26 protein-coding genes are annotated in these 24,389 nt (G+C 68.6%); 13 read left to right on the top strand and 13 right to left on the bottom strand.

Annotated elements, in window-relative coordinates:
* Positions 1–4: 4 nt before the first annotated feature.
* The 6 genes from ACODSL_RS11385 to ACODSL_RS11360 form a co-directional block, all read right to left on the bottom strand.
* Positions 5–994: an AAA family ATPase gene (locus ACODSL_RS11385; RefSeq protein ID WP_488900790.1), complete on the bottom strand. Its 990-nt coding sequence runs from the start codon at positions 992–994 to the stop codon at positions 5–7.
* Positions 995–1,073: 79 nt separating this feature from the next.
* Positions 1,074–3,050 carry a transposase domain-containing protein gene (locus ACODSL_RS11380; RefSeq protein WP_488900789.1) on the bottom strand — a complete coding sequence of 659 codons (1,977 nt, stop codon included), beginning with the start codon at positions 3,048–3,050 and terminating at the stop codon, positions 1,074–1,076.
* Positions 3,047–3,511: a hypothetical protein gene (locus ACODSL_RS11375; protein ID WP_488900788.1), complete on the bottom strand. Its 465-nt coding sequence runs from the start codon at positions 3,509–3,511 to the stop codon at positions 3,047–3,049. Before ACODSL_RS11375 ends, ACODSL_RS11380 begins: the two co-directional genes overlap by 4 nt.
* On the bottom strand, positions 3,508–3,714 hold the full coding sequence (locus tag ACODSL_RS11370; RefSeq protein ID WP_488900787.1) for a hypothetical protein: 207 nt from the start codon (positions 3,712–3,714) through the stop codon (positions 3,508–3,510). The genes ACODSL_RS11375 and ACODSL_RS11370 overlap by 4 nt, the downstream gene beginning before the upstream one ends.
* Complete coding sequence (locus tag ACODSL_RS11365) at positions 3,707–4,624, bottom strand: ParB/RepB/Spo0J family partition protein (protein ID WP_488900786.1); 918 nt, start codon at positions 4,622–4,624, stop codon at positions 3,707–3,709. The genes ACODSL_RS11370 and ACODSL_RS11365 overlap by 8 nt, the downstream gene beginning before the upstream one ends.
* A gap of 2 nt (positions 4,625–4,626) precedes the next feature.
* Positions 4,627–4,917, bottom strand: coding sequence for a helix-turn-helix domain-containing protein (locus ACODSL_RS11360; protein WP_488900785.1), 291 nt, complete (start codon positions 4,915–4,917; stop codon positions 4,627–4,629).
* Positions 4,918–5,033: 116 nt separating this feature from the next.
* Between ACODSL_RS11360 and ACODSL_RS11355 the strand changes: the two genes are divergently transcribed.
* The 5 genes from ACODSL_RS11355 to ACODSL_RS11335 all read left to right on the top strand — a co-directional run bounded on the left by ACODSL_RS11355 (position 5,034) and on the right by ACODSL_RS11335 (position 7,965).
* Positions 5,034–5,636 (top strand): XRE family transcriptional regulator, encoded by a 603-nt coding sequence (locus ACODSL_RS11355; protein WP_488900784.1) that lies wholly within the window; start codon positions 5,034–5,036, stop codon positions 5,634–5,636.
* A gap of 12 nt (positions 5,637–5,648) precedes the next feature.
* The gene (locus ACODSL_RS11350; RefSeq protein WP_488900783.1) at positions 5,649–5,774 is read left to right on the top strand and encodes a hypothetical protein; all 126 of its coding nucleotides are present in this window, start codon (positions 5,649–5,651) and stop codon (positions 5,772–5,774) included.
* An 11-nt stretch (positions 5,775–5,785) separates the two neighbouring features.
* Positions 5,786–6,394, top strand: coding sequence for a phage head morphogenesis protein (locus ACODSL_RS11345; protein ID WP_488900782.1), 609 nt, complete (start codon positions 5,786–5,788; stop codon positions 6,392–6,394).
* Positions 6,395–6,886: 492 nt separating this feature from the next.
* Positions 6,887–7,255: a helix-turn-helix domain-containing protein gene (locus tag ACODSL_RS11340; protein WP_488900781.1), complete on the top strand. Its 369-nt coding sequence runs from the start codon at positions 6,887–6,889 to the stop codon at positions 7,253–7,255.
* Positions 7,252–7,965 carry a DUF6456 domain-containing protein gene (locus ACODSL_RS11335; protein ID WP_488900780.1) on the top strand — a complete coding sequence of 238 codons (714 nt, stop codon included), beginning with the start codon at positions 7,252–7,254 and terminating at the stop codon, positions 7,963–7,965. Before ACODSL_RS11340 ends, ACODSL_RS11335 begins: the two co-directional genes overlap by 4 nt.
* On the opposite strand, the gene ACODSL_RS11330 is transcribed toward ACODSL_RS11335, so the two are convergent.
* The gene (locus ACODSL_RS11330; RefSeq protein ID WP_488900779.1) at positions 7,950–8,381 is read right to left on the bottom strand and encodes a SufE family protein; all 432 of its coding nucleotides are present in this window, start codon (positions 8,379–8,381) and stop codon (positions 7,950–7,952) included. The genes ACODSL_RS11335 and ACODSL_RS11330 overlap by 16 nt on opposite strands.
* A gap of 236 nt (positions 8,382–8,617) precedes the next feature.
* Between ACODSL_RS11330 and ACODSL_RS11325 the strand changes: the two genes are divergently transcribed.
* A complete protein-coding gene (locus ACODSL_RS11325; protein ID WP_488900778.1) occupies positions 8,618–10,324 on the top strand; it encodes a sensor histidine kinase in 1,707 nt (568 codons plus the stop codon).
* Here ACODSL_RS11325 and ACODSL_RS11320 read toward each other — a convergent pair whose 3' ends face one another.
* On the bottom strand, positions 10,325–11,239 hold the full coding sequence (locus ACODSL_RS11320; RefSeq protein ID WP_488900777.1) for a hypothetical protein: 915 nt from the start codon (positions 11,237–11,239) through the stop codon (positions 10,325–10,327).
* A gap of 82 nt (positions 11,240–11,321) precedes the next feature.
* Here ACODSL_RS11320 and ACODSL_RS11315 point away from each other — a divergent pair, with 82 nt between their 5' ends.
* The 7 genes from ACODSL_RS11315 to ACODSL_RS11285 all read left to right on the top strand — a co-directional run bounded on the left by ACODSL_RS11315 (position 11,322) and on the right by ACODSL_RS11285 (position 19,280).
* Complete coding sequence (locus tag ACODSL_RS11315; protein ID WP_488900776.1) at positions 11,322–11,654, top strand: DUF1491 family protein; 333 nt, start codon at positions 11,322–11,324, stop codon at positions 11,652–11,654.
* A gap of 92 nt (positions 11,655–11,746) precedes the next feature.
* Entirely contained in the window at positions 11,747–12,127 is a 381-nt protein-coding gene (locus ACODSL_RS11310; protein WP_488900775.1) for a hypothetical protein, read from the top strand.
* A gap of 89 nt (positions 12,128–12,216) precedes the next feature.
* Positions 12,217–13,752: a DUF1570 domain-containing protein gene (locus ACODSL_RS11305; protein WP_488900774.1), complete on the top strand. Its 1,536-nt coding sequence runs from the start codon at positions 12,217–12,219 to the stop codon at positions 13,750–13,752.
* A gap of 113 nt (positions 13,753–13,865) precedes the next feature.
* Positions 13,866–15,350 carry a tetratricopeptide repeat protein gene (locus ACODSL_RS11300; RefSeq protein ID WP_488900773.1) on the top strand — a complete coding sequence of 495 codons (1,485 nt, stop codon included), beginning with the start codon at positions 13,866–13,868 and terminating at the stop codon, positions 15,348–15,350.
* A gap of 33 nt (positions 15,351–15,383) precedes the next feature.
* Complete coding sequence (locus ACODSL_RS11295; protein ID WP_488900772.1) at positions 15,384–16,994, top strand: peptide chain release factor 3; 1,611 nt, start codon at positions 15,384–15,386, stop codon at positions 16,992–16,994.
* Positions 16,995–17,224: 230 nt separating this feature from the next.
* Complete coding sequence (locus tag ACODSL_RS11290; RefSeq protein WP_488900771.1) at positions 17,225–18,583, top strand: hypothetical protein; 1,359 nt, start codon at positions 17,225–17,227, stop codon at positions 18,581–18,583.
* Positions 18,584–18,611: 28 nt separating this feature from the next.
* Positions 18,612–19,280 carry an energy transducer TonB gene (locus tag ACODSL_RS11285; protein ID WP_488900770.1) on the top strand — a complete coding sequence of 223 codons (669 nt, stop codon included), beginning with the start codon at positions 18,612–18,614 and terminating at the stop codon, positions 19,278–19,280.
* On the opposite strand, the gene ACODSL_RS11280 is transcribed toward ACODSL_RS11285, so the two are convergent.
* From ACODSL_RS11280 to ACODSL_RS11260, 5 genes are read right to left on the bottom strand one after another with little or no spacing between them, the layout of a single operon-like run.
* Positions 19,281–20,387, bottom strand: a complete 1,107-nt coding sequence (locus tag ACODSL_RS11280) for a DUF2336 domain-containing protein (RefSeq protein WP_488900769.1) — start codon at positions 20,385–20,387, stop codon at positions 19,281–19,283. It lies immediately after the preceding gene.
* Positions 20,384–21,127 (bottom strand): hypothetical protein, encoded by a 744-nt coding sequence (locus ACODSL_RS11275; RefSeq protein ID WP_488900768.1) that lies wholly within the window; start codon positions 21,125–21,127, stop codon positions 20,384–20,386. The genes ACODSL_RS11280 and ACODSL_RS11275 overlap by 4 nt, the downstream gene beginning before the upstream one ends.
* A gap of 56 nt (positions 21,128–21,183) precedes the next feature.
* Positions 21,184–21,951, bottom strand: coding sequence for an ABC transporter permease (locus ACODSL_RS11270; protein ID WP_488900767.1), 768 nt, complete (start codon positions 21,949–21,951; stop codon positions 21,184–21,186).
* Positions 21,948–22,688 carry an ABC transporter ATP-binding protein gene (locus ACODSL_RS11265; RefSeq protein ID WP_488900766.1) on the bottom strand — a complete coding sequence of 247 codons (741 nt, stop codon included), beginning with the start codon at positions 22,686–22,688 and terminating at the stop codon, positions 21,948–21,950. Before ACODSL_RS11265 ends, ACODSL_RS11270 begins: the two co-directional genes overlap by 4 nt.
* Positions 22,685–23,680, bottom strand: a complete 996-nt coding sequence (locus ACODSL_RS11260; protein WP_488900765.1) for an ABC transporter substrate-binding protein — start codon at positions 23,678–23,680, stop codon at positions 22,685–22,687. Before ACODSL_RS11260 ends, ACODSL_RS11265 begins: the two co-directional genes overlap by 4 nt.
* Positions 23,681–24,389: the final 709 nt, after the last annotated feature.

Genomic DNA, 24,389 nt, shown 5'->3' with positions numbered 1-24,389 from the left:
GCCGTCACGCTGCCGCCAACGGGCGGGAGGAGAGCTGCTGCCAGGCCCCCTCGATGTGATCCAGGACGCGGGCCTCTTCGCTCTGCTGAGCGAGCAGGGTGGCCAGCTCCAGGGTGTGGGTCAGGCTGCGGATGGCGCCGCCGCCGGCCTTCATCGCCACCTTGGTCAGGAACTCGCGCTCGGCCGCGGCGGTTACCGCCCAGGCGTTGAGCAGCAGCTCGATGTCGGCCGGCTCGGGCTTGGTGAAAATGTGGCGGATCGAGACCCTGCTGAAGAGCTGGGCGAAGGCCGCCGTGCGCGCCGCGCCCTCGATCCGCGTCAGCACCTCGCGGTTGCCCACGAAGGCGATCCCGACGCCTGTGTCATCGTGGATCGCGCGGATCTCTTCCAGGGCGCGCTCAGAGAGGTGTTGCGCCTCGTCGATCAGGAACAGGCCCTGACGGTTGGCGACCTTCTCCCGGATCATCACCGAGAGCGCTTCGCTGGCGCCCCCCAGGCGGCTGGCGCCCAGCGACCGCATCAGCTGTAGGAGGCAGGCGTTCAGCGAGGCCGTGGACGGCGACATGGTCGCCTTCCAGACGTTCGATCCGGTGGCGTGGTACTGATCCAGGGCGGCCGTCTTTCCCATGCCCGGGTCGCCGACCGCCACCACCATCTTGCCGCGCTGGGCGAAGGTCAGCATCCCGTGGATGCGGCGGGCTGTGCGGGTCATCTGGAAGGGCGGAACGATCGCCGCGACCGGGTCGAGGGCGCGCTGGCTCTCCTCCTTCATGAAGAACCGGTGGACCTTGGTCGCGATGTCGTGGGTCTCGTGGATCTTCCCGTTGTTGTAGGTTCCGGGGACCCAGCCGGAAAGCGTGCCGGAGGCGACGCCGGTCAGCTGGCCAAGGCGGCCCCAGCTGTAGCCGTTGTCCTCCTTGAACAGTCGCAGCCGCTCGCGCAGGGCGTCGATTTCGTCAGGGGTGAAGTGGGTTTGACCCCGATCTAGGTTCATGCGACTCAAGCTCCGTTCAGGCTGGACCGTCAGGTCCGGTTTCTCGGCCGCGTGGGGTTGCCGCCCCACGCGGCCGTTCTCATTCCAGGCCGCCGTCGAGGACGGTGAAGGCCTGGCGTTTGGGGGCGGAGGCGGCGGCCTCCATGGCGTCGGTGAAGGTGTCGATCAGCACGGAGCGCTGGGCCGCCGGGCGGGCGGCCGCGGCGACGCCGCTGGTCCGCACGGGGCGCAGGGCTGCCGGCTGGGGCGGGGTCTCGTCTTCCTCGGCCTCGGGCAACATGGCCGCCAGCTGGGCGGCGGTGAGCAGGTTCTCGGCCTGCTCCAGGGCCTTGGCCTTCTTCTTGACGTCGGCCTCCTGGCGGGCGCGGACCTTGGCCGCGCCGGCGTCCAGGAACCCGGTGGCGGCGATCACTGGCGCGGTTGCCAGATAGGCGCCGTCGAGCGTGTAGACGTGGATCTCGGACTGCAGATCGTCGGGGTCGAACCGGACGGTGACCTTCTGGCCGGCCACCGCGTAGAGATCATCGGACCAGTACCGGTTGCCGTAGAGCGCGATCTCGCCGGACTTGCGGTCGGCGGTCAGCTGGTCGGCGGCCAGGAGCGCGAGGCGCAGCTGCTCGGGCCCGGCGTGACGGATGGTCGAGCGGCGATAGGAGGCCTCGAAGGCCTGGTCGAAACTGCCGCCGCGGGCCATCTCGGTGCGGCGGCCCATCTTGGCGTTGTGGGCGGCGATCCCCTGGTCGACGACACGGCGGAAGACGTCCAGGTCGATGGCCCGCGAGCCGTAGTTCTCGGGCTTCGCGTCCGGCCGGTTGCCAGTGTAGGCGCCCTCGAAAGCCGGGTGCTTGGCGATGGCGTCGCAGAAGTCTCTGAAACCCCGTTCAATGGGCTTTGAGGAGCCTCTGAAGGGCAGGGCCCAGTGGATCTTCACGCCCAGCGAGGTCAGCAGGCCGGTGGGCTCTTCAGCCCTGATCTTGAACCGGAACCGGCTCTTGCTGCCGCCCGTGATCCATTTGCTGGCGAAGGCCCGGCCGTTGTCCATGAGGCAGGCGTCGGGGATGCCCCAGCGCTTGAAGAGGTCGGCGAACGCCAGGCGGGTCAGCACCGCCGACTCCGTCTCGGCGATGCGCCAGGCCAGGAACTTGCGGCTCATCACGTCCTGGATGGCGACCATCATCGGCCGCGCGACCGTGCCGTCCGGCCAGCGAACGAAGACGTCCCAGCGGTGGCCGTCGATGTTGACCAGCTCAAGGGCGCGAAGGTCGGCGACCGAGCGTTGCTGATGCGGAATGGTGGCGCGCAGGGCGTCCTGGCCCGACCGCTTGGCGATCACCAGGCGGCCGTCCACGTCGCGCTCCAGGCGGCGCTGGAAGGTCTTCAAATGGGGGATCTCGACGCCCTGTTTCTGGGCGTATTCGAGGGTGCGAGCGTAGACGCTGGCCATGGTCGGCGCGCTGGGCCGCAGGTAGTCCGACAGGAACACCTGCCAGACGGTCGGATCGATCTCGGAACAGGCTCCGCCACCCTGACGGCGGGGGGCGAGGCGGGGCAGGCGATGCTCGGCGGGAGCGCCCTTGACCATGCCCAGCCAGAGCCAGAGCGTCGCAGGACTGACGCCGCGTGTGGCGGCGGTCAGGGCCACGGCCGCCGACCGGGTGGAGCCGCCGGCCTCATGGGCCAGCACCGCGTCCACAGCCACCAGCCGCGCCTGGGCTTCGGCCTTCACCTTGGTCGTCTGCCGCTCGTACCAGGACCAGAGATGATCGGCGGCCGAGGGGTTGGCGATGATGACGTTGGCCGGGACGGCAAGCCCTCGGCGGATCAGCTCGGCCGCGGCCGCAGGAGGCAGGACCGAGTGGTGATATTCGAGACCGCCGCCGCGCTGTCCGGCGCGCGGCCGGGCAAGAGCGCCGCCGGCGGCGTCGACCTGCAGGGCCCAGCGGCGGGCCTTGGCCAGCTCGTTGATCTTGCGCTTCACGCCGGGCAACCCGGGCAGCGCAAGGTCGGCCAGCTCGGCCGCGGTAAACCAGGTCTGACGCCCCCCCACGGTGGTCATTTCTTGCGACCCTCCGTCCGGGGTTCGGCGACCGACTTGAGGGCGCGCAGGCGCGAGTCGATCGAGCGGCGCTGCGCCTCCAGGTGGCCGATCTCGGCCAGGAAGACTTCCTCGCCGACCAGCAGGTCGCAGCCGATCCGGCGGAGCAGGACGCGCAGGACGTCGTAGCGGCCAGTGGCGGCGATCAGGACCAGCATCCGGTCGAAGGAGATGCGATGGCCGTCGCGCGCTTCGCTGGCGTAGGCGTCCAGCATGAGCTTGGAGACCTCGTCGTCGATCAGCGCGCTCATACCGGCTGCGACGTCGTAGCGATTGCGCGGGTCGCGCCGCAGGATCTCGGCCACGGCCGAGGCGGCCTCCCGGGCCAGGGCGCTCAGCGCGCCGTCGCTGGTGGCGGCCTCAGGCACGCCCAGACCAAGCTGCAGCTGGGCGTCATCGAAGGCTGGGCGGCGCTTGTTCATGCGTCACCTGCCGGGCAATGGCAGACTGCAAGGACCAGGTCGGATCGGCCGCCGTCGAAGCGGACGGTGGCGAAGGTGTCCAGGTCGATTTGGAAGATCTTCGCCATCGGCTCAGGGCCGACGCCGGCGGCGATCCGGTCGCGGATCACGTCACACCAGATCGAGGTCGAATGCTGCAGAACCCAGTCGACGGACCTAAGCATCGGCCGCCCCCGTGAGGACGGCGATGTCGTCCTTGCTGAGCAGTGGGCGGATCGTCTTGAGGGCCGCCTTCCGCTCGGCGCGGCCCATACGCTGCAGCGCCCCGACGAAGGCCGACAGACGCTTGGCTTCGGCCGAGGGCTGGACCTTGCCGGCCAGCAGCGCGACGGCTTCGCCGGCGCTCTTGACCCGGCCCTGCAGAATCATGTCGCAGGCCCGCTTCTGATCGGCCTCTGACAGCTTGGTCAGGGCCCGCAGCTGGGCGGCATTTCGGCCCACCGGGTGGGCGCGGAGCTGGGTGGCGACTGAGGGGGCGAGGCGGCGATAGAGTTCGAGGTCGCGCCGCACAGTGCGGTCGGTTAGGCCGATCGAGTCGCCGACCTCCGAGGCGAACCCGTATGCAACGGACATCATGTCCGTTGCATCCTGGGCTTCCGCCTTCAGTGCGGTTTGCCAGCGGACCTGGGCGGAAACTGCGCGGCCATCGACCTCGGCCTCAATGCCGGCGCGAGCGCGCAACACCTGGTGAAGCTCGGCGACGAAGGCCGCTCGATCGAGCGGATCAAGGCCCTTGCGCCAGAGGTTCTCGGAGACCTCGCGCCGCCGCCGGTCGAGCGCGTCGGCCGACTTCACCACGGCCTTGATTTCGGTCCAGCCCTCGGCGCGGGCGCCGGCCAGGCGGTGGCCGCCGGTGATCAGCTTCCAGCCATTCCGACCAGGCAGCCGGCACACCGAGATGGGATCGTCCTGGCCGTCGGCGGTCATGATCCGGCCGAGCGCGGCGGCCCAGTTTGGATCGACAGGCCGCAGCCTGTCGCTGTCGTCGATCATGTCGATCGGCAGCATCACCGCCTGCTCGACGACCGCGAGGTCAGTGCTGGAAGCGGCGACGGAAAGAGCGGGCGAGGCCATGTCTAGCGCGCCCCCGCCGATAGACGGTGCGAGGTCCGTGCCTTTGCGCTACTATCCACCTTAGTGGATGTGGTGCCCCCTTCAGGGGCGGAGTAGCGGCGCGGGAACAGCCTATGCAACGGCTCTTTCAAAGCAGCGGCGATGGCCTCTTCGGTCTCGGCCGACGCGCGACCACGCAGAACATCCTTCACCGAACCAGACGGGCGACCCGCCTTCTTTTCGAACTTCAGAAGGCTGCCAAACTGCTTTCGCAGCTCGGCTTTGATGTCCTCTTTGTGCAGCGCGTCGGTCATCTGAATCCCGTCAGGGGGCGATTATCCCCTTTAGTGGACGCTAGTCGCTCTTCAGGGGAACGTCAACGGTGACCGGGCGGGCTGATCGCGACAATTCGTCCGCTTTTGCGGATCGCTTGGAATCGGCCCTGGGGAGCCTTCCGCAGGCCGTTGTGGCAAAGCGTGCGGACGTCTCGACCAGCGTCCTGAGCAAGTATCTGCAGGGCGCTGAACCGAGCCTTTTCCGGGCGGCGCGGTTGGCCAGGGCGCTAGGCGTCAGCCTTCAATGGCTCGCTACAGGCGACGGCGAGCCGAACGGGGCGATTCGCGGTTATGTCGACGTTCCCATCCGGGACGTCCGCCTTGCGGCGGGGGCAGCCAGTTTCGCCGAGGGCGCCCGAATAGTTGGCCACATGCCGTTCGACATGGAGCTGCTGCGAAGTATCGGGCGGCCGGATGGTGATGGCCTGACGGTCGTGGAGGCGGAGGGCGACTCGATGGCTCCTCTGATCCCGGATGGAGCGCGCGTCCTGATCGATCTTAAGGACACCAGGCTGAGGGAGGCCGTCTTTGCATTTCGCGTAGGAGACGAGCTGCGCATCAAAAGGTTGAGACGCGTGATAGACGGGATCGAGATCATCTCTGAGAACCCGCGTTATGAGGCGGAGTTGTTGGGTGGCGACAGGCTTGACCAATTCGCCATCATCGGCCGGGCCCGGTGGGCTGGCGCAGAGCTGTAGGAGCAGATGAGCATGGGCGAGCCCATCAAAGTCGAAGTGGTAGGTCAGCGTCTCACCTGGTGGAAGATCGCCATTCTGCTGATCTGGGCAGGCGTCATGGCCTGGCCGGTGGTTTGGTTTATGACCAAACTGACCTAGGTCGCCGAGTCATGTTCGGCTGGCTGAGGAAGTCGACCAACCCTCCGGTCCCGGTCGCAATTGAGCCTGCAGTCGAGGACAGCTTTGGGTGCCCGGAATGGGCGATGGTTGCCGCATTCGATGCGACCTGCAGTGATCTTCCCGAAGACTTCATCGACCGCGAACTGGTCTACCCTTCATGGCGAGCGGCCATGCTGTCAGGAGCGCCGCGACCACCATCAGCTCTGATCGACCTTCTTCCGCCGCCGGAGAGCTGGCCGGCGCCCGATCAACTCCTAATCTGTGATCAGGGTTGGGCTGAAGGCCGAGAAGGGACGCTCGCTCACCTGTTCGTTCGGACAGCAATTGGCCGAGCACGGGCCCTGCATCGCCATCAACGCGACGAGGCGACGGGAGGCGGCATTCAGTACCGGCGCTTCATAGCCGTTGAAGACAGGCGGACGCTTCCGGCCCATGCCGCGCTTCACGGCGTAGTCCTTCCGGTTTCCGATCCATGGTGGGATGACCACCTTCCACCACGAGGTTGGGGCTGTCGCTGTACCACGATTGTGGTCAACGAACGAACGCTGCACCGGCGGGGCTGGGCGGTCGCCACGAAGCCACTCGAAGGCGGTCGCTGACGCAATAGACCGCGCCTGGCAGGGGTCCCACTTCTTTGCGGCGCGGCCGAAGGCGCCTCGCCGCCCATGCTTGCTACAACCCCTTATTGTTTAAGCCTTTCCGGGAAGTGGGACCCCGCACGGGAAGTGGGTCCCCGCCTGGTCCCACTTCGGCGTGCCGGTGCGCGGCCCAAATTTTTAGGTGCGCCCGCGGCGGCGTCGGGCCCATCGTCCCCAACCCGTTACTGATAAGGCGTTTAGGCGGCCCTCATTGACCCGTGAGAGATCGTCGCGCGATCGTCGGCGACTCTAGCCGGTCCTGTCCGCCGGCCGTCTAAATCGCGGGCGACTCTAGACAGAGGCGCGCGATCGTCGAGGATCGCGACCGGCCAATTTTTCCTTGTGGCTCACGGGGTCATCCCACGGTGTCCCCGCGTATCCCACCCTATCCCGGCGACTCCAGCCTCTCTTGTCCCCTCACAGCGGTCGGTGCGGCGCAGTGTTGAGGATGCAATGACCGCAAACGACCCGTCCGATCTCTACGGCCTTCCGCCCGACTTCCGGCGGGACAGGCTGCATGCCGCCTTCATCACAAGTCTCGTTGCCCTGGCCACGGACATGCCGGCGCGCGAGATCGCTGGCCCCACGCGCAGAAACCATGCGGCGACGCGCGCGCGGCAGGTGGCGATCTACCTGGCGCACGTCGCGTTGTCCTGGTCGCTGGGGCGGGCGGCATTGGCCTTCGGCCGTGACCGGACCACCGCCAGCACGGCGGTCCGCACGGTCGAGGATATGCGGGATGATCCGGGCATGGATGCGCGCATCGCGGAACTCGAACTCTGCGTGCGCCATGCGCCGGCGCCCTGGGAGGCGGCGGCATGAGCGACGGATCGGTGGAACGGGCAGTGCGCGTGCTGGCCAGGCCGGGCGCCTGGCTCGATGCGATTGGAGACGGCGTCTACGCGGTTCGACTGTCGGCCGACCGGCGCCGGCGAGCGATGCTGGAGCTGGATGAGACAACCTTCATCGCGCTGACCGTCGAGCCGGGCCTCAAGACGCGCGTCGAGGGCGGCTGGCGGCTTTCGCGAGCGCCGGAGATGCGGCCAACGCTGGCGGCGCGCCCGAGCATTGTCGAAGGAAGCCGCCTTGTCACCGACCCTGACGGTCGGCGAGCCATGAGGACGGTCAATCTGGGCGAGTCCCCGATCGCCTGGCTGGCCCGGCGACGGGACTCTCGCGGCGAGGCCTGGCTGACGCCCGTTGAGATCGCGGCCGCCGAGAAACTGCGCGATGACTTCGTACAGGCCGGCACGGTCGGCCGTCTGACCATGGCGTGGGACGCCGGCCCAAAGGCCAGGGGAGGGCGCGGTCCGGGCGTCGATCCAGCCGAGCGCGCCCGCGCGGCCAAGGCGCGGATCGCCCGGGCGCTGACCGACGTCGGGCCGGGGTTGAGAGAAATCCTCGAGCGCGTCTGTTTCGCCGGCACGGCGCTTGAGGCGGCGGAACGGTCGCTCGGCCTGCCGCGCCGGTCGGGAAAGACGGTGCTCAAGCTGGCCCTCGGGCGGCTGGTCGCGCACTACGGCCTGGGCTGACCCAGGGCCTCGGCGTCGCGCCGGATGCGGGCGACCATGGACGCCAGCCCGTTGGCCCGCTGGGTCGACAGGGCTCCGCTGAGGCCGAGGGCCGCGAACGCCGCCGTGGCGTCGAAGGCCAGTATCTCGGCGGGGGTTCGATCATCGAACAAGCGCAGCAGGATCGCGATCAGACCGCGAACGATATGGGCGTCGGAATCGCCCCGGAACCGGACCCGGCCGTCCGGCAGGGGCTCGGTGACCAGCCAGACCTGGCTGGCGCAACCGCGGACCTTGTTGACCTCGGACCGTTCGGTATCGCTCAGCGGCGCGAGGTCCCGGCCGAGTTCGATGACGTAGCGATAGCGCTCCTCCCAGTCGCCGAGCAGGTCAAATTCGGCGGCGAGATCGTTCAGGGCGTCGGCAGGGGAGGTCATGCCGCCGGACTTAAGGCCCCGACGTGCCCCGGGCAAGGTCGCCACGGCCGGGCGGCGCTTCCGCCGGAATCCCCAGTTTGAGCCCGAATACCTATGCGTTCTTTGTTCCTCCACAGGTCAAAAGGCGAGCATTCCCCGGAAACGCATCGCCCACAGGGAGAGCGGTATGGAGCCGAGGCCTCGGGACGGCTACTGTCCCTGTCAGGCTCCTGAATGGAGCGGGGGGACGAAAGCCAGTGGGCGATAGCGAGTCCGACGAAGCCCCGAAGGGCGACGTCGCTCCGGCGACGCAGACGGACCTGGAGCGTTGGAACCGCGCCTGGTCCATCGCCTGGCTGTCTGCCGTGGGCGTGACCCTTGTCGCTTTGGCCATCTTCTATCCCGGCACGCTGTGGCCCGTTGCGCCAGCCCTGTTCATGGGCGGGCTGCCGGCGGGGATCGCGCTGGCGACGCGCAGTCATCAGTCAGGTCGGAACCCGGGCTTCATGCTCGCCATCTGGGCGGCGGCCGGCGGGCTGGCCAGTATCCTCGCAGGCGGCGTGGGGGGGCCATTGGCGGCCTGGTGTCTGGCCCCGGTCGCGGCGGCCGCGGCCCAGGGCGGCGGACGTCGGCTGGCCGAAAGCGCCTCGCTGGCGCTGGTCGCCGGCGCGGTGTCGGCGATCGCGGTTCTGGCCGGGTTCGCACCCGCGCCGCCGACCGGCATGGTCGCCTTCTGGATGGGTCTGCTCGCGCTGACGACAACAGGTCTGGGGCTCGGCGCCGGACTGATCATGATCGAGCGTCAGGTCAATCGACGGGAAATCCGTCTCGATGACGAGGTTGAACGCCTGCGCGCCGTGCTCGAGGAGCAGCCGCATTTGGTGATGTCCCTGTTCCCGCACGGCCGGGTGCGGGCGATGTTCGGCCGTACGCCGCCTGGCGTGGCCCGCGAGAAGCTGCGGACCCTGGGGCTCGGCGGCGCGGGCATGGGCGAGGCGGACCGGACGGCCATTCTCGACGGCCTGCGCAAGGCCGCGGCAGAGGGCTGGGCCGAGGTCGGCTTCACCCCGGGCGGCGCGATGGACCGCTGGACGGCGGTCACCCTGCGCCGAGTGGAGGAGAACCTGATCCTGGCCGTGATGCGGGACGCGACGGCGGAACGCGACCGTCAGGCGTCCCTTGAACAGGCCCGTCAGGACGCCGAGAGCCTGGCGGCCGGCAAGTCACGCTTCCTTGCCAACATGTCCCATGAATTGCGCACGCCGCTGAACGCCATCATGGGCTTCTCGGACATCATGCGGGCGAAGATGTTCGGCCCTCTGCCCGACAAGTACAGCGAGTACGGCGAGCTGATCCACGAGTCCGGAGGCCACCTCCTGGACCTGATCAACGACGTGCTCGACATGTCCAAGATCGAGGCCGAGCGTTTCCAGCTGTCGCGGGAGTCGTTCGACGCCCGGGAGGCGGTGTCCGCCGCCCTGCGCCTGTTGCGGGTCCAGGCTGACGGCGCGGGCGTCAATCTGCGGGGCGTGCTGCCGCAGGCCTCCGTGGATGTCGATGCGGACCGGCGGGCGATCAAGCAGATCGTGCTGAACCTCGTCTCGAACGCGCTGAAGTTCACGCCCCGCGGCGGCACGGTGACGGTGACGGCCCATGGCTACGACGGCGATTTCGAACTGATCGTGGCCGACACCGGCGTCGGCATTTCGGCGGATGATCTCGAACGGATCGGCCGCCCCTACGAACAGGTCGGCGATGTCACCCGGCGGCAGTTGGGCACAGGCCTGGGGCTGTCGCTCGTGCGATCGTTCGCCGAGCTGCACGGCGGCGACATGGTCATCGAAAGCACGGTCGGCGAGGGGACCTCGGTGACGGTCCGTCTGCCCGTGCTGGAAAAGCCCGAACGCGGCGCTCCCCGGCAGCCGGTCGGCGACAACGTGATCGCCTTCAATCCCCTGCGGTAGTCAGCGCGCATCGACTTTCAGGAACGCTCGTCCGGCGGCGAAATCCCCGACCTCGACATAGGCGCGGCGCACCGCGTCACGATCGCGTCCGGCGAAGACGAAGTCGACCGCCACAGCCTCGCGGGTGTCCAGGGCGGCGAGCGACTCGACCGCCTGGGTGGGAAAGCGGACCAGGATGGCGGACTTCGCGCCCCCCGGAGCCAGCCGCCGCGAGGCCGGGCTGCGGGCTTCGGCGGAAAAGGCCCGCGTGGCGGATGGCGGCAGGCGCCCGGCTAGCGGAATGCGACCGTCCGGTCCGGCCAGCCGCCGATCGAGATACGGCCCCGAGGTCCGTGTCACGTCACGCATCACGAGGCGGACGGCATAGGGAGAGGCGCCGTCCGCGAAGTTCGCGGACGCCAGCAGCACACCCTGACCGGTCTTGCCGGCAAGACCGAACACCATGCTGTCCCAGCCGAACCGGCTGGGCTGCGACAGACGCCAGACAGGTCCGTCGACGGAGACGTTGCGATTGGCGTCCCAGCTTGCCGTATCTCCGGGATAGGACAGACGCGCGATGCGGGAGTAGCTCTGGAAGGCGGACTTCACCCGGGACGCCGCGGTGACGACGTCGGGCGACTGGCAGTCCGCCGCCGCGGCCTTTGCACGGGCCCGGTCCGCGACACCCAGCAGTGACTCTTCGGTCGCGCCTGCACGCATCGCTGCGCCCCGCGCCTGGAGTCGGGCGGCGTCCAGCGCGGCGACCACGCCGGAGTCGAACAGATGGCAGCGGTCGTCCGCCGCCACCATGACCGAGCGCTCGTAGAACAGGTCGAGCGCGCCGCGGGCGAGCGCCGCCGCCGGCGCGGCGCAAACCACCGCAGCCAGCATCAGTCCCCGCCATCGGCGGGCGGCCGTTGAGCTCGGGCTCGTCATGGGTTCGTCTTTTCCCGTATGCTTCCACAAGGCCGCGACATCCTGGAGGGTGCGTGTTGCCGTTCGGTTAGCGGGTGGGTCTTTGCTTCTTTCCACGGACATCTGGGTCGGCGCCCTCATTCGCCGCGCCGAGCAGGGCGGGGCGTTCCCGATGGTCATCCGCAAGGGCGACCCACGCGCCGGCGCCGTGCTGGTCAAGGTGGTGGACCGGCGAGCGGGTATCGCCCGACTCTACAGCGAAGCCACACGCGGCGACGGCGAGCGGATCTGGATGCAGCCGCTGGCGTCGCAGGACGAGGCCGAGCTGGACGCCTATGCCCAACGGACCGTGCGCGTCGATCCTGATATCTGGATCGTCGAGATTGATGACGGGCAGGGCCGTCACTTCCTCGTTGAACCTGTCGAACAGCGTTAACGGCCCCGTTAACCGCCTTTCTACACCGGACTGAAAGCCTGCCCGGTCCATAGCAGGGGTGTCTTCACCCTGTACCCCGGCTGTGCTTTCACATGCTTTTCCTGATGAACGACGTCGTGCTGAATCTCGACGCGCTTGAGCTCGCGCCGCCGGTTATCGCGCGCCGCTTCGAACGCCTCGGCCGCAAGTACATCGACCAGCTGGGCGCGGAACTGTTCTCGGAAGACCCGCTTCTGCCGCACCACGATATCGAGCGCGCGCAACGTCTGGCGGCCCTGATCGTGGCGAAGACGCCCGAGATCAATGCAGCGCTGTTCGTCGCCCCCGCCAGGGGCTGCCCACCGGATCAGGTCCAGTCGCGCTATTGCCAGATCGGCATCGAGATCATGGGCCTCCTGCACGAGCGTCAAAAGCACGGATCCCTGACGACGGTCGAAGCCGACCGGCAGGTCTGGCGCCGTCTCGCGGCCTGACAGGCCCCGACGCCAGCCTTTACGGACCGTCGCCGGATCGCCTAGGCTACGCGCCTGAGTTGAAGGGCGTTGGTCCAGGGAAGCAGGCAATGGGAAACTTGAACCGCTGGATCCTGGCGATGTCGGCGGTGGTCGGGCTGTTGCTCGCACCTACGGCCGCCCAGGCAAAATGGCTGCGTGGAGAGACCGCCCACTTCGTCCTCTACAGCGATGGGCCAGAGTCGAACCTTCGCCACTTCGCGGCCGAGCTGGAGGATTTCGACGGCCTGCTCAGAATGGCCCACGGGCTCGACCCGACGGCGGCGCCGCCCCGCAAGCTGGAGATCTACCTGGTGGCCGGCAGTCGCGACCTTGCGCGCGTGATGCCAGGGGCGTCGGAAAGTATCGCCGGGGTCTATCGCGCCAATCTGGGTGACATCTACGCCGTGGCGATCCGCGGTCAGCGCGGATCGGGTGATGGCGAGCGCTTCCTGTTCCACGAATACACGCACCATTTCATGATGCAGCACTTCGCCGCCGCCTATCCGGCCTGGCTGGTCGAGGGGTACGCGGAATATTTCGGCGCGACCCGGATCGAGGACGAGCTCATCGAGGTCGGCGTCGCGCCCAAAGGCCGCGCCGCGAACCTGGCGAACTACCCCTGGCTGCCGCTGAGCACGGTGGGCAGTGTCACCCCGCCCGTCCGGCCCGCCAAGGGCCCCAACCTTGCCGGCGGGATGTACTATGCGGAATCCTGGCTGCTGACCCACTACATGCTCAGCGACCCGGCGCGGAAGGCGAGGCTGGGTGACTATCTGCTGGCCATCGGCCGCGGCGAGGATCCGGTGAAGTCGCTCGAGACCGCGCTTGGCATGGATCTGCCATCAGCCGAAAAGGTGTTGCAGAAGTACCTACGGGCCACGCCCGGCATCCGCTACAAGCGGGCCGCGCGACCGCCGACGGATGTGCTGGTCACCGTCCTGCCGCCTTCAGCTGACGATCTTCTGCTGGAGGGCCAGCGTCTGAAGAGCGGTGTCCCGGCCGCCGAGCGCCCGGCGTTCCTCGGTCAGATCCGTGAGCGCGCGGCGCGATATCCGGGGGATCGTCTCGCCGACCTCACGCTCGCCAGAGCGGAAATCACATTCGGCGACCGCGCGGCGGGGGAAGCGATCCTGGCCCGCCGCATCGCGACGGACGCCCGTGACGTCGACGCCCTCTGGCTGATGGCGTTGAGCCGACTGTTCGCCGGCAACGCGGACAGGGCTCATCGCGCGGCGCTCTATTCCGAGGCCGGTCCGTGGCTCGGCAAGGCGTTCGCTGTCGACCCGAACCGATATCAGGTCCTGTTCGACTACGCCCAGTCACGGTCCCTGACGGCCGACTACCCGACGGACAACACCCTGACCGTGCTGCTTCGGGCCCAGGAGTTGGCGCCGCAGGTGGCCCCTGTCCGGCTGGCCGCCGCCCGGGCCCTGATGAAGCGCGGCCGGTTTCCACAGGCGATCGCGCTCCTGTCGCCCCTTGCCAACAACCCTCACGGCGGCTCGGTCGCGGGAATTGCCCAGCAGCTGATCAGGCGGGCCCAGGCAGGTCAACAGGCTGAATCGGCCGCCCCGCCGGCGGACGACGATCCGGACGACAGTTGATTGGCGCGACCCGTCGCAATGGGCGCGCTCGCGCAAGGCGCGAGTCCTACTTTACGGTTCTCGCGTCCCCCGTCTAACGTCACGCCTTGGAGTTGAGGCGTAGGGGTGGGGGCATGGGTGCGATACGGGGATCGAACCGTTGGGGCGCGGCCGTGTTCGCCGCCCTGGGTCTGCTGTTCCTCATGCCGGCGACGGCCGAGGCCAAATGGCTGAGGGCCGAAAGCCCCCGCTTCATCGTTTACAGCGACGGCTCCGAAGCGGCTTTGCGCGATCAGACCGTGAAGCTCGAGGCCTTCGACACCTTGCTCCGCAAGTTTCACGGTCTTCCGGCCGATGGGGTCCCGCCCCGCAAACTGGAAGTCTATCTGGTCGATGGCGTGGACGGTCTGCGGCAGGTCTGGCCAAAGGCCACGGGTATCGCGGGTTTCTACACCGCGGACGAGGACGGCGTGTTCACCGTCGCCATCCGGCAACGCCATGACGACACGACCTTGCTGCACGAATACACGCACCACTTCATGCTGCAGTTCTTCCCCTATCCGTATCCGGCATGGCTGATCGAGGGATACGCCGAGTACTTCGGGACGGCCCGTGTTGCCGACAACCGAATCGAAGTCGGTCGGTTTGACGAAGGACGGACGACCAACCTGGTCCAGTTGACGTGGGTTCCGATTACCGACCTCCTGACCAAGCGGCCTTTCGAGTTGGCTGATGGCGAGGAGGCCGCGCTCTTCTACGCCCAGGCCTGGCTGCTCACCCACTACTTCATGGGCAACGCGGACCGATATCCGCGCATGGTCGCCTATATGGAGGCTGTAGGTTCCGGCGGCGATTCAGAGGAAGCGATGGTGAAGGCCGCCGGGATGCCGCTGCCGGCCCTGGACCGCACCATGCGCGCTTATCTGCGGGGCGGACTGCCCTATGGCCGATACCCGATGTCCGCTACCCCCGCGATTGCTGTAACGGCCATGCCGGCGTCGGCTGACGACATACTTCTCCTCTCGCTCAGATTGATGCAGACGTCCAAGGTCAGCGAGGACTTGATGGAAGCCATCCGCAAGGCCGTAGCCCGCTGGCCCGGCGACAGGGCGGGGACGCTGTTGCTGGCCAATGCCCAGACCCGGTCGGGTGACCCCGCCGCGGCCGAGCCGGCCCTTCGGGCGCTGCTCGCCACGAATCCATCCGACGTGGACGTTTTGCTGGCTCTGGGGAACAACCGTCTGGCCGCCGGGAAGGACGAGGTGGAGAAGCGGGTCGCCTTGTTTCGAGAGGCCGGCAAACTCTTCGCGCGGACCTACAAGGCCGACCCGGCCTCCTACAAGGCCCTCTATGGTTACGTGCGGAGCCGCACGATCGAGGCGGGCTATCCAAGCGACAATGACATGGAAGCCCTGCTGGCCGCCAATGAGCTGGCGCCCCAGGCCGATGATATAACCCTGGCGGCGGCCTACGCCTCAATCCTTCGCCACGAATGGCCGCGCGCGCGCGCCTTGTTGCTGCCATTGGCCAATTCGCCGCACGGGGGGGATGCCGCCAAGGAGGCCAGGGAGCTGCTGGTCAAGGTCGACCGGTCTTCACCCGCGTCAACCACCCCGTGACAAACACCGGCGACCCCGCTACCTCCCGCCGCCATGTCCAACGCCACCGCCCTTGAAGCCGCGCGCCGGCGCACCTTCGCCATCATCAGTCACCCTGACGCCGGCAAGACGACCCTGACCGAGAACCTGCTGCTGGCCGGCGGGGCCATCCGGGCGGCCGGGGCCGTGCGCGCCCGCGGCGAGAACCGACGCACCCGGTCCGACTGGATGAAGATCGAGCGCGAGCGCGGCATCTCCGTCAGCGCCTCGGTGATGACGTTCGACCACGACGGCCTGATGTTCAACCTGCTGGACACGCCGGGCCACGAGGACTTCTCGGAAGACACCTATCGCACCCTGACCGCCGCCGACGCCGCCGTTATGGTGCTGGACGCGGCCAAGGGCATCGAGCCCCAGACCCTGAAGCTGTTCGAGGTCTGCCGCCTGCGCGACATCCCGATCGTCACTTTCATCAACAAGATGGACCGCGAGGCCCAGGACCCGTTCGCCCTGCTGGACGAGATCGCCTCCAAGCTGGCGCTGGATCCGGCCCCGCTCTACTGGCCGGCCGGCTCGGGCGGACGGTTCAAGGGCATGATGGACCTGCGGACCCAGACCCTGATTCCGTTCAGCAAGAACCGCGACGAGGGCCACCCCGCGCCCGTGCCGTTCAAGTCCAACGCCATTGACGGGCTGCTGCTGCCGGACGAGCGCGATGAGCTGGAAGAGGGCTCGATGCTGGTCCAGGAGGCATCCAAGCCCTTCGACCACCAGGCCTTCCTCGAAGGCCACATGACGCCGGTCATTTTCGGATCGGCCCTTCGTCACTTCGGGGTCGACGAACTTCTGGCGACGCTCGCCGCCTATGCGCCGCCGCCCCGCCCGCGCGCCGCCCAGAAGGCCGGCGTCGACACCCAGGTGGTCCCGGGCGATCCCGAGGTGACCGGCTTCGTGTTCAAGGTCCAGGCGAACATGGACCCCAACCACCGCGACCGGATCGCGTTCTTCAAGCTGACCAGCGGCAAGTTCACCCGCGGCATGAAACTGAAGACCTATTCGACGGGCGTGCGCGGCGAGGCCCCCGGCAAGCAGATGAGCGTCAATGCGCCGATCATGTTCTTCGCCTCCGACCGCGAGCTGGCCGAGGAGGCCTACGCCGGCGACGTCATCGGCATTCCCAACCACGGCGTTCTGAGGGTTGGTGAAAGCCTGTCCGAGAGCGGCACGTTGCGCTTCGCCGGCCTGCCCAACTTTGCTCCGGAAATCCTGCAGCGGGTACGGGTCAAGGATCCGCTGAAGGCCAAGCATCTGAAGAAGGCGCTGGAAGGTCTGGCCGAGGAGGGGGTGACCCAGCTGTTCCGGCCGATCCTCGGCTCCGACTTCATCGTCGGCGCCGTGGGCCAGCTGCAGTTCGAGGTCATGGCCGACCGCCTGTCGAACGAATACCAGCTGGATGTGATCTTCGAGCCGGCGCCCTACGCCGAGGCCCGCTGGCTGCACGGCACGGCCGCCGCCATCGAGACCTTCGCCTCGACCCACCGCACGGCCATGGCCGAGGACATCGACAATTCCCCCATCTTCCTCGGCAAGTCGGCCTGGGAAATCAGCTACGTGGGCGAACGGTACCCGGACCTGCAGTTCCTGCGAACGCGGGAGCGGGGGTAGGCGGGCTAACGGGGACATGTACCGCAGGTACGTGTCCCCTAATCCAACCGCCGCTGAATCTTGATTGGGGGACACGTACCTCCGGTACATGTCCCCTAACGTCCCGCGTTAACCATACTGAAGAAATTTACGTCTTGTTAAGGACTTGGGACCGCGCTTTGCTCCTTCCCTGAAGACCGCCCACCGGATGTGCCGGGTCGGGACGGGTTTCGCCGGGGAGCGGGCGCCGCATGTTCGAGTTCGGTCGTGAGTTGCGCCGCTTCCTGGGGGGCGAGCCGGTCGCCAGCGTCTATCGCGACGGCCTGACCGGCGGCGATTCCAGCCTGCTGGAGTTGCTCGATCTCCGTCTGCTGATCAATGAGGCGCGCGGCGCTGACGTCGCGGCCGGCAGGATCGGCGTGAAGGATCGCGGGACACGGCTGGTCGAGGCCGCCGTCGCCTGGCGCGAGGTGGCCCGCCGGTCGGGCGACGCCACGGCCTTGCGCAAGGCCGCCTCGAGCGCGGAAGCCGCGGCGAAACTGTTCACGGAACAACACAAGGCCTCGGGCGTCGCCCGGGCCAAGGCCGAACAGGGTCTCTGCGCCCTGCTGGGCGCGGACCTGTTCGGCGATGAGGGCCTCGTCGCCGCCGCCGAACGTGTGCTGGGCGAAGCCGCTTCGGCGTCCGGCGTCGGCGCGGCGCTGGCCGGGGCGACCCTGGCCGGCCTGCGCGGCCGCGCGGCCCTGACCGGCGGCGAGCGTTCCGATGCCCCCGCCGCCGCCTTCGAGGCGCCGCTGGCGGCGCTGACCGCCGCGGGCCGGGCCAGTCCCGCCGCCCGGCTGATGGCGGTCGAGCAGCGCGTGGCGCGGGCCGATCTGCTGGCCCTCGCCGGCGCGTCGCGTCACGACCGGGATCTGATCGACCACGGCGTTCGCGAGGCCCGCGCGGCTTCGGCGACCCTCGATGTCGCCATTGAACCCCTGACCTGGAGCCGCACCCGCGCCGCTGAAGGCGCGGCGCTGAGCCTTCTGGCGGAACTGACCGGCGACGTCGGCGTCGCGGCCGACGGCGTCGATGCCCTGGCCTCGGCGCTGGAGCAGGTGGCCAAGGATCACAGCCCGCTCGACTGGGCCCGAATCCAGACAGGTCTGGGTCAGGCGCTGATCGTGCTCGGTGAAGCCAGCGACAATCCCCGCGCCTTCGAACAGGCGGTGACCTGCTTCGACCGCGCAGAACTGGTGCTGAGGGACCAGCCGGTGCTGGCCCTGCGCGCCCAGGCGGCGAGCGGCCGTGCGATGGCGTTGGGCCGTCAGGCCGAACTGACCGGGGATCTCGCGGTGCTCGATTGCGCCGTGGCCGCCCTGAAGACCGAGCTCTGCCGTCTCAAGCCCGGCGCCGAGCCGGTTGCCTGGGCCGTGGCGCAGCTGAATCTGGCCCGTCTCTACGAAACCCGCGCCGACATCACGGGCCGCGACGACGGCGGCCTGGCCGCGGCGTCAGTCGCCCTGGCCACGGCCATGGACGTCTTCGCCGAGGAAGGCATGCGGTCCCTGACGGACCTGGCGCACCAGGCCCTGGAGCGGTTGCGCACGCGAGGCGGCCCGGCCTAAACTCTCTACGGTTGTAGGGGGCTCTTCGATGTTCGCCTTGGTGTTCGCGTTGCTTCTAGCGGCGGCCGCGCCTTCGACGCCTCCGTCCGCTGGAGGCGGCTTCGTAACCCAACCGGTCTGGCTAAAGCTGCCCAACGGCGACGACATGGCCCGCTATCGGCCGGAAGACGCCCGCGTGTCGGGCCGCGCCGTCATCGAATGCAAGGTCTCCAGCCGTGGCCTGCTGCAATTCTGTCAGGTGCTGGAAGAAACGCCCGGCGAGCTCTACGGCAAGGCGGCGCTTGCTGTCGCTTCGCGTTTCAGACTGGGCCCCACGGACCGCGCAGGGCTGGCCACCGCCGGACGCAAGGTGCGCATCCCGCTGACCTGGACGCTGACCGCGCCGACGGACCCGGCGAACGTGATCCAGTCTCCGCACTGGATCCGCCGTCCGTCCGGCAACGACATGGCAGGACTCTATCCGCGGGCTGCGATGAACAAGGGGCTATCCGGCAGGGCGACGATCGTTTGTCGCATTCTCGCCAACGGACGACTCGCTGACTGCAACGCAGTCGAGGAAACCCCGGAGGGCATGGGCTTTGGCGCGGCAGCGGTCCGGCTGGCGCCCTATTTCCAGATGACGACCACGACGGCTGACGGTAAGTCCGTCGAGGGCGGGACCATCCGCGTTCCGCTTGTCTGGTCACTCCCCCAGTAGTCAGGCCGCCGCGACGTCCCCGGTCGACCGGCGCATCCGCCAGAAGCGGATCGTCCGCAGCGCGGCGTCCTTGGGCAGGGCGGTGTAGAGGTCGCCGTGGGCCTTGGCGCGGGCCATGGCGTCGCCGTCGCGATCCAGGATCAGCACCGTGAAGGTCAGGAACAGGCTGCGGTCGAAGTCCGCCGCCTTGCAGACGATCGCCAGGGCGTCGAGCTCCTTGCGCTCGAGGATCAGCCGGGCGGTGTGGTAGTCGATGTCGGCCAGCACGCCGAGCGCCACCAGGAACCGCGTGGTCTCCCGGTTGCGCAGCATGGCCGCCAGGGTGCGCGGACTGATGTCGCCCTTGGCCTTCATCGCACGGACACCGGCTTCGGCCTCGGCATAGTCCGCCGGCAGGGCGCCGTCGCCCAGGGCGACCCGCTTGCGGCCGGCGCTCAACGCCGCGTCAAGCTGGGCCGGATCGATTTCGGCGTTGCGCGCCAGGATCCGGTCGCGAAGCTGCGCCTCGACGACGAAATACATCTCGTTCAGCAGGTCGATCGGCAACGACTGGCGATTGACCACCGCCTCGTGAAGATCGGGATTGGCGGTCGCCCGGTCGACGGCCTGCTCGTGCGCCTGGCGCGACAGGGTGGCGCCTTCGTTGCGCAGCAGGACGCCCAGCGTGTGGTCGTCGCCGCGCTCGACGATGGCCTCGGAGACGGAGGCCGACACCGAATGACGTCGAGAGATCGCGCGCAGGTGATCCTGGCCGTGGGTCCGGGCGACCTGGAGCAGATCCTCGTCGCTGAGCGCCCAGGAATGCTGCAGAACCGGGCGGGCGACCTCGATGTCGTCTCGAGCCAGGGATCGCATCAGCCCGGCCGGCGCGCCGGCGCCGCCCGCCATCCGCTGCGCCAGCTCCGCCCGGACCGCCGTTTCCATCTCGCCGGCCAGCTGGCCGAGCACTTCATCGAACAGGGCCATCTCGTTCGCGCCGTGACGCTCGCCCGAGAAGAACAGGTCGGTGACGCCCCGCAACAGCTCGCGACGACGACCGCTGTCGGTCTCGTGCGCCAGGGCGATCAGATCATGCAGGCGGCTTCCGGCCGCGACATCGACGCTCACTTGCCGGCTCCCGGGCTGGCCGCGGCGCGGCGCGCGGCGGTACGTTCAGCCTCGCGCTTGGCGGCGCGGGCGGCCTCGTCGGCCTCCTCGGAGGCGCCGACGCCGGCCATGCTGTCATCGTCGCCCGCATCGTCCTTCAGGACGCCGTCGCCGACGCCGCTGAGCGCGACGGCCCCGGCGAGGCTGGCCTCGGGCCTGAATGCGGCGCGATCCCCCGGCGGCGGCATGGGGATTGGATCAGGCGTCTCGCCGTAGGCGCGGTGCACGGAATAGAAGCGCGGCGCGTTCGTCGCATAGAATCCGCCCAGAGCGGGAACAGGGCCCGGCGGCGGCGCGAGGGCCGCGACCGGCGCGGGCGCGGGCGCACCCGTGACCGGGCGGCTGTAGAGGCTTTGCGGTGCGGCCGGCGGAGCGACGCCGGCGTAGGCGGCTCCCGGACGGGGCATCGGCGCCTGGACCATCGGCGTCTGAACGGCGGGAACGCGGGTCATCGGCGCCGGCGACGCGGCGGTCGGACGGTAGAGCCCGCCGGGCAGCATGGTCGGAGGTCCCGCGACCGTAGACGGCGGTGTTTGCGGAACGGGCGGTGGCCCCTTGCCGGACCAGGTCAGCATCGGGCCTGCGTAGGGGGCGGCGCCGGCGGCAGCGCCGCGCGCGGCCACGGTTGACCCGTAGCGATCACCGGCGTGGGCGCTTGTGGCGCTGGCCGCCAGGACGGCGATGACAAGGACGAGACGCATGCACGCTTCCGATCGACTGGATGCGTTCTGTGTAGTGCGCGCCGCTTAATCCTCGCCTAACGGCCGCGCCACCAGATCAGCGCCCGGCGTTCCGCCGCCTGCAGGATGGCGTAGAGACCGGCGCCCATGACCGCCAGAACGAACAGCGCCGCGAAGGCCTTCGCTGTCTGCAATCGATTGGTGGCTTCAAGAATGCGCCACGCCAGGCCCTGCGATCCGCCCGACCCTGCGCCGAATTCAGCCACCACGGCCCCGACAACAGCCAGACTGGCGGCCACCTTGTGGCCCTGGAGAATGAGGGGCGCGGCGCTGGGAAGGCGCAGACGGGTCAGCTTCTGCCAACGGGTCGCGCCATAGAGGTCGAACAAGCGCTCAAGGTCGGGATCGGTCGATTTCAGGCCGGTCAGGACGCCGGAAAAGATCGGGAAGAAGGCCACGACGGCCGCCAGACCGACTACGGCGCGCTCCGGATGCTCCAGACCAGCCCAGACCGCCACGATGGGCGCTATGGCGATGATCGGAGTCACGCTGAGCGTCACGACCACGGGGTGAATTGCCTGTTCAACGAGATTGCTCAGCCCGGCGGTCAGGGCCAGCAGGCTGGCCACGAGGCTGGCGGCGAGCAGGGCCCAGAGCGCCGTGGCCAGGGTGTTCCAGCCCGAGAGGGCCAGCAGCGGCAGATTGTCCCGCAGGGCTACGCCGATCGCGGACGGGGTGGGCAGAAAATAGCTCGGCACCGCCAGCGCCCGGCAGGCGAATTCCCAGGCGCCGAGGATCAGGCCGATGAAGACGACGGGCGCCAGGATGGCGGTGAGGGCCTTCACGCCGCGCGCTCCATGCCGTCGGCCAGCAGACCGGACACGGCCTCGGCGGTCTTCCGGAAGGCCTCCGTCGTGCGGAAACCCGGCGGCCGCGGCATGGCCCCCTCGACGGCGGCCTCGCCGGCGATGCGGCCCGGCCCCGGCGTCATCACGATGACCCGTGAGGCCATATAGACGGCCTCCTCGACGTTATGGGTGACGAACAGGATCGCCGGCCTCAGGTCCGACCAGAGCGAGAGGACATCGTCGGCGAGGGTGCGGCGGGTGATCTCGTCGAGCGCCGCGAACGGCTCGTCCAGCAGCAGCAGGCGAGGGCGGGTCACCAGCGCCCGGGCCAGCGACACCCGCATGGCCATGCCGCCCGATAGCTGCGCCGGCCGGCTGTCGGTCGCGGCGCCGAGACCGACCCGCTCGAGGGCTTCGCAGGCCCGGTCACGCGCGATCCGGCGCTCGACGCCGGCCAGCTCGAGCGGCAGGGCGACATTGGCCGCGGCGCTCATCCACGGGGCCAGCGTGGGGGCCTGGAAGACCAGTGAGGTCTCGCCCCGTCCGGCCGTGCGGTCGACCGTCCCCCGCGTGGGTTGCTCCAGTCCGGCCAGCAGGCGCATGGCGGTCGACTTGCCACACCCGCTCGGCCCGACCAGGGCGACGATCTCGCCGTCGGCCAGCGACAGGTCGACCGGTCCCAGCGCCCGCCGGCCGCGATAGTCGACCTCTACACTGGAGAGGGCGGCGGTCACGCCTTCGGTGTCACGAAGTCGAGCGTGAAGGCCTGACGGTAGTCCATGTCCTTCGGATAGACGCCTTGTTGCGAGGTGACCCTGAAGAACTCGGCCCAGCGAGCCTCGCTCATCGCGCCGACGTTGCCGCCGGCCGCGTCGCCGGATTCGACGATGCCGTGCAGGCGCATCTGCTCGCGGGCGTTGGCCAGCAGGGCCGGGGTCATTTCCGGGTTGTCCTTGAGGATGAGCGCGTCAGCCGCGGCGGGGTCGCCATGCAGATAGGCCTTCCAGCCCACGGCGCTGGCCTCCACGAAGGCGCGCACCATGTCCGGATCAGTCTCGATGATCCTGTTCGGGGCCAGCACCATGGTGGCGTAGCCGGGATAACCTTCGTCGGCGAGCAGGAAGACGGCGGGCTTGAAATGGCCCTCCTTTTCCACCTGATAAGGCTCGCTGGACAGGTAGCCCTGCACGATCGCCCGCTGATCTGCGAGGAACGGCGCCAGGCTGTAGTTGTAGCTGCGCACCTGGGCGTCGGTGAAGCCGTACTTGGCCTTGAGCCAGACCCAGAAGGCCGTCTTCGACGCGTCGGCCAGCAGGATCGGCCGGCCGGCCATGTCGGCGATCTTCGCCACGCCCGTGCCGGGGTGCGCGATCAGCACCTGCGGGTCCTTCTGGAAGAAGGCTGCGACCGCCCTCACCGGCGCCTTTTCGGCCGCCATGTTCAGCGGGATGAAGCTGTTGGAGCCCATACCCATCTCGATGGCGCCGGCGGCCAGAAGCTGCGGGACGTTCACGCTGGGACCGCCCTGCATGATGGTCACGTCGAGCCCTCGTTTGGCGTACTCGCCCGAGGCCAGCGCCTGGTAGAAGCCGCCATGCTCCCCCTGGGCCCGCCAGTCGGTGGCGAAGCGGATGGTCTTGCGGCCGTTCGCCGCCTTTGGCTTCGGCGAGCAGGCGGCTGCGAGAACCGCCAGGGAGGCGGCGATCATCTGACGGCGGGTGGTCATGTGCGGAATCCCCAGCTTCTGCCAAGGCAAGGTAGGTCGCGGGAAATGGGGCGCCAAGGGTCGATGAATGACCGGTGTCGGCAAGCGACCAGAATAGCAGGGCCCTGAACGAGCAAGAGGACGATACTTCCGGTCGCCCGGCCGCATCGCCCTCTCACCCAGCGCCCTCTCGGGAGCTGCGGTCTGGAGGTCCCGGATCGTCCTGAACCTGGAATTTCTTCCGGCTCCTGACAATCCGCTCCCGGTCCGGTCTCCGAAGGTCTCCCTCCGGTCCTTGGCTCCTGGAGCGTCCCGCCCGCCTGGCCTTCCGGTTTCCCGTCTCGCCCGCGCCGCGTTTCCTCTCGACGGATTGAGAGTGCGTCCGCTCCGGTCGGGGCGCAACGGCCGCGGCAGGCGGCGCTGTGCATGGTTCGGGTAGACGTGGTGGATGTTTTGTGGACGGCCGGGGACTCGTCGTCGCAACAGGGCCACTGCTTTGCGATCGGTGTTATCCACAACAAACGTGGATCGACCGGCACACCCTTCTTTCGTCATCGTCGGACTTGTTCCGACGACCCATGAACGCCGAAGCGTGTCGTGGATTGCGAGGGGGCGGGCGCCCCTTCCGGCGAAAACCGCGTGCATGGGTCCTCGGGACAAGCCCGAGGATGACGGAATTTTTTGATCCCGCGGCGCTTCAGTCCGGCTATGGAACAATCGCAGTCCAATC

The sequence above is a fragment of the Caulobacter sp. FG121 genome (assembly GCF_057809815.1).
The sequence above is the reverse complement of the archived record's forward strand: the minus strand, read 5'-3'. Positions and strand labels throughout refer to the sequence as shown.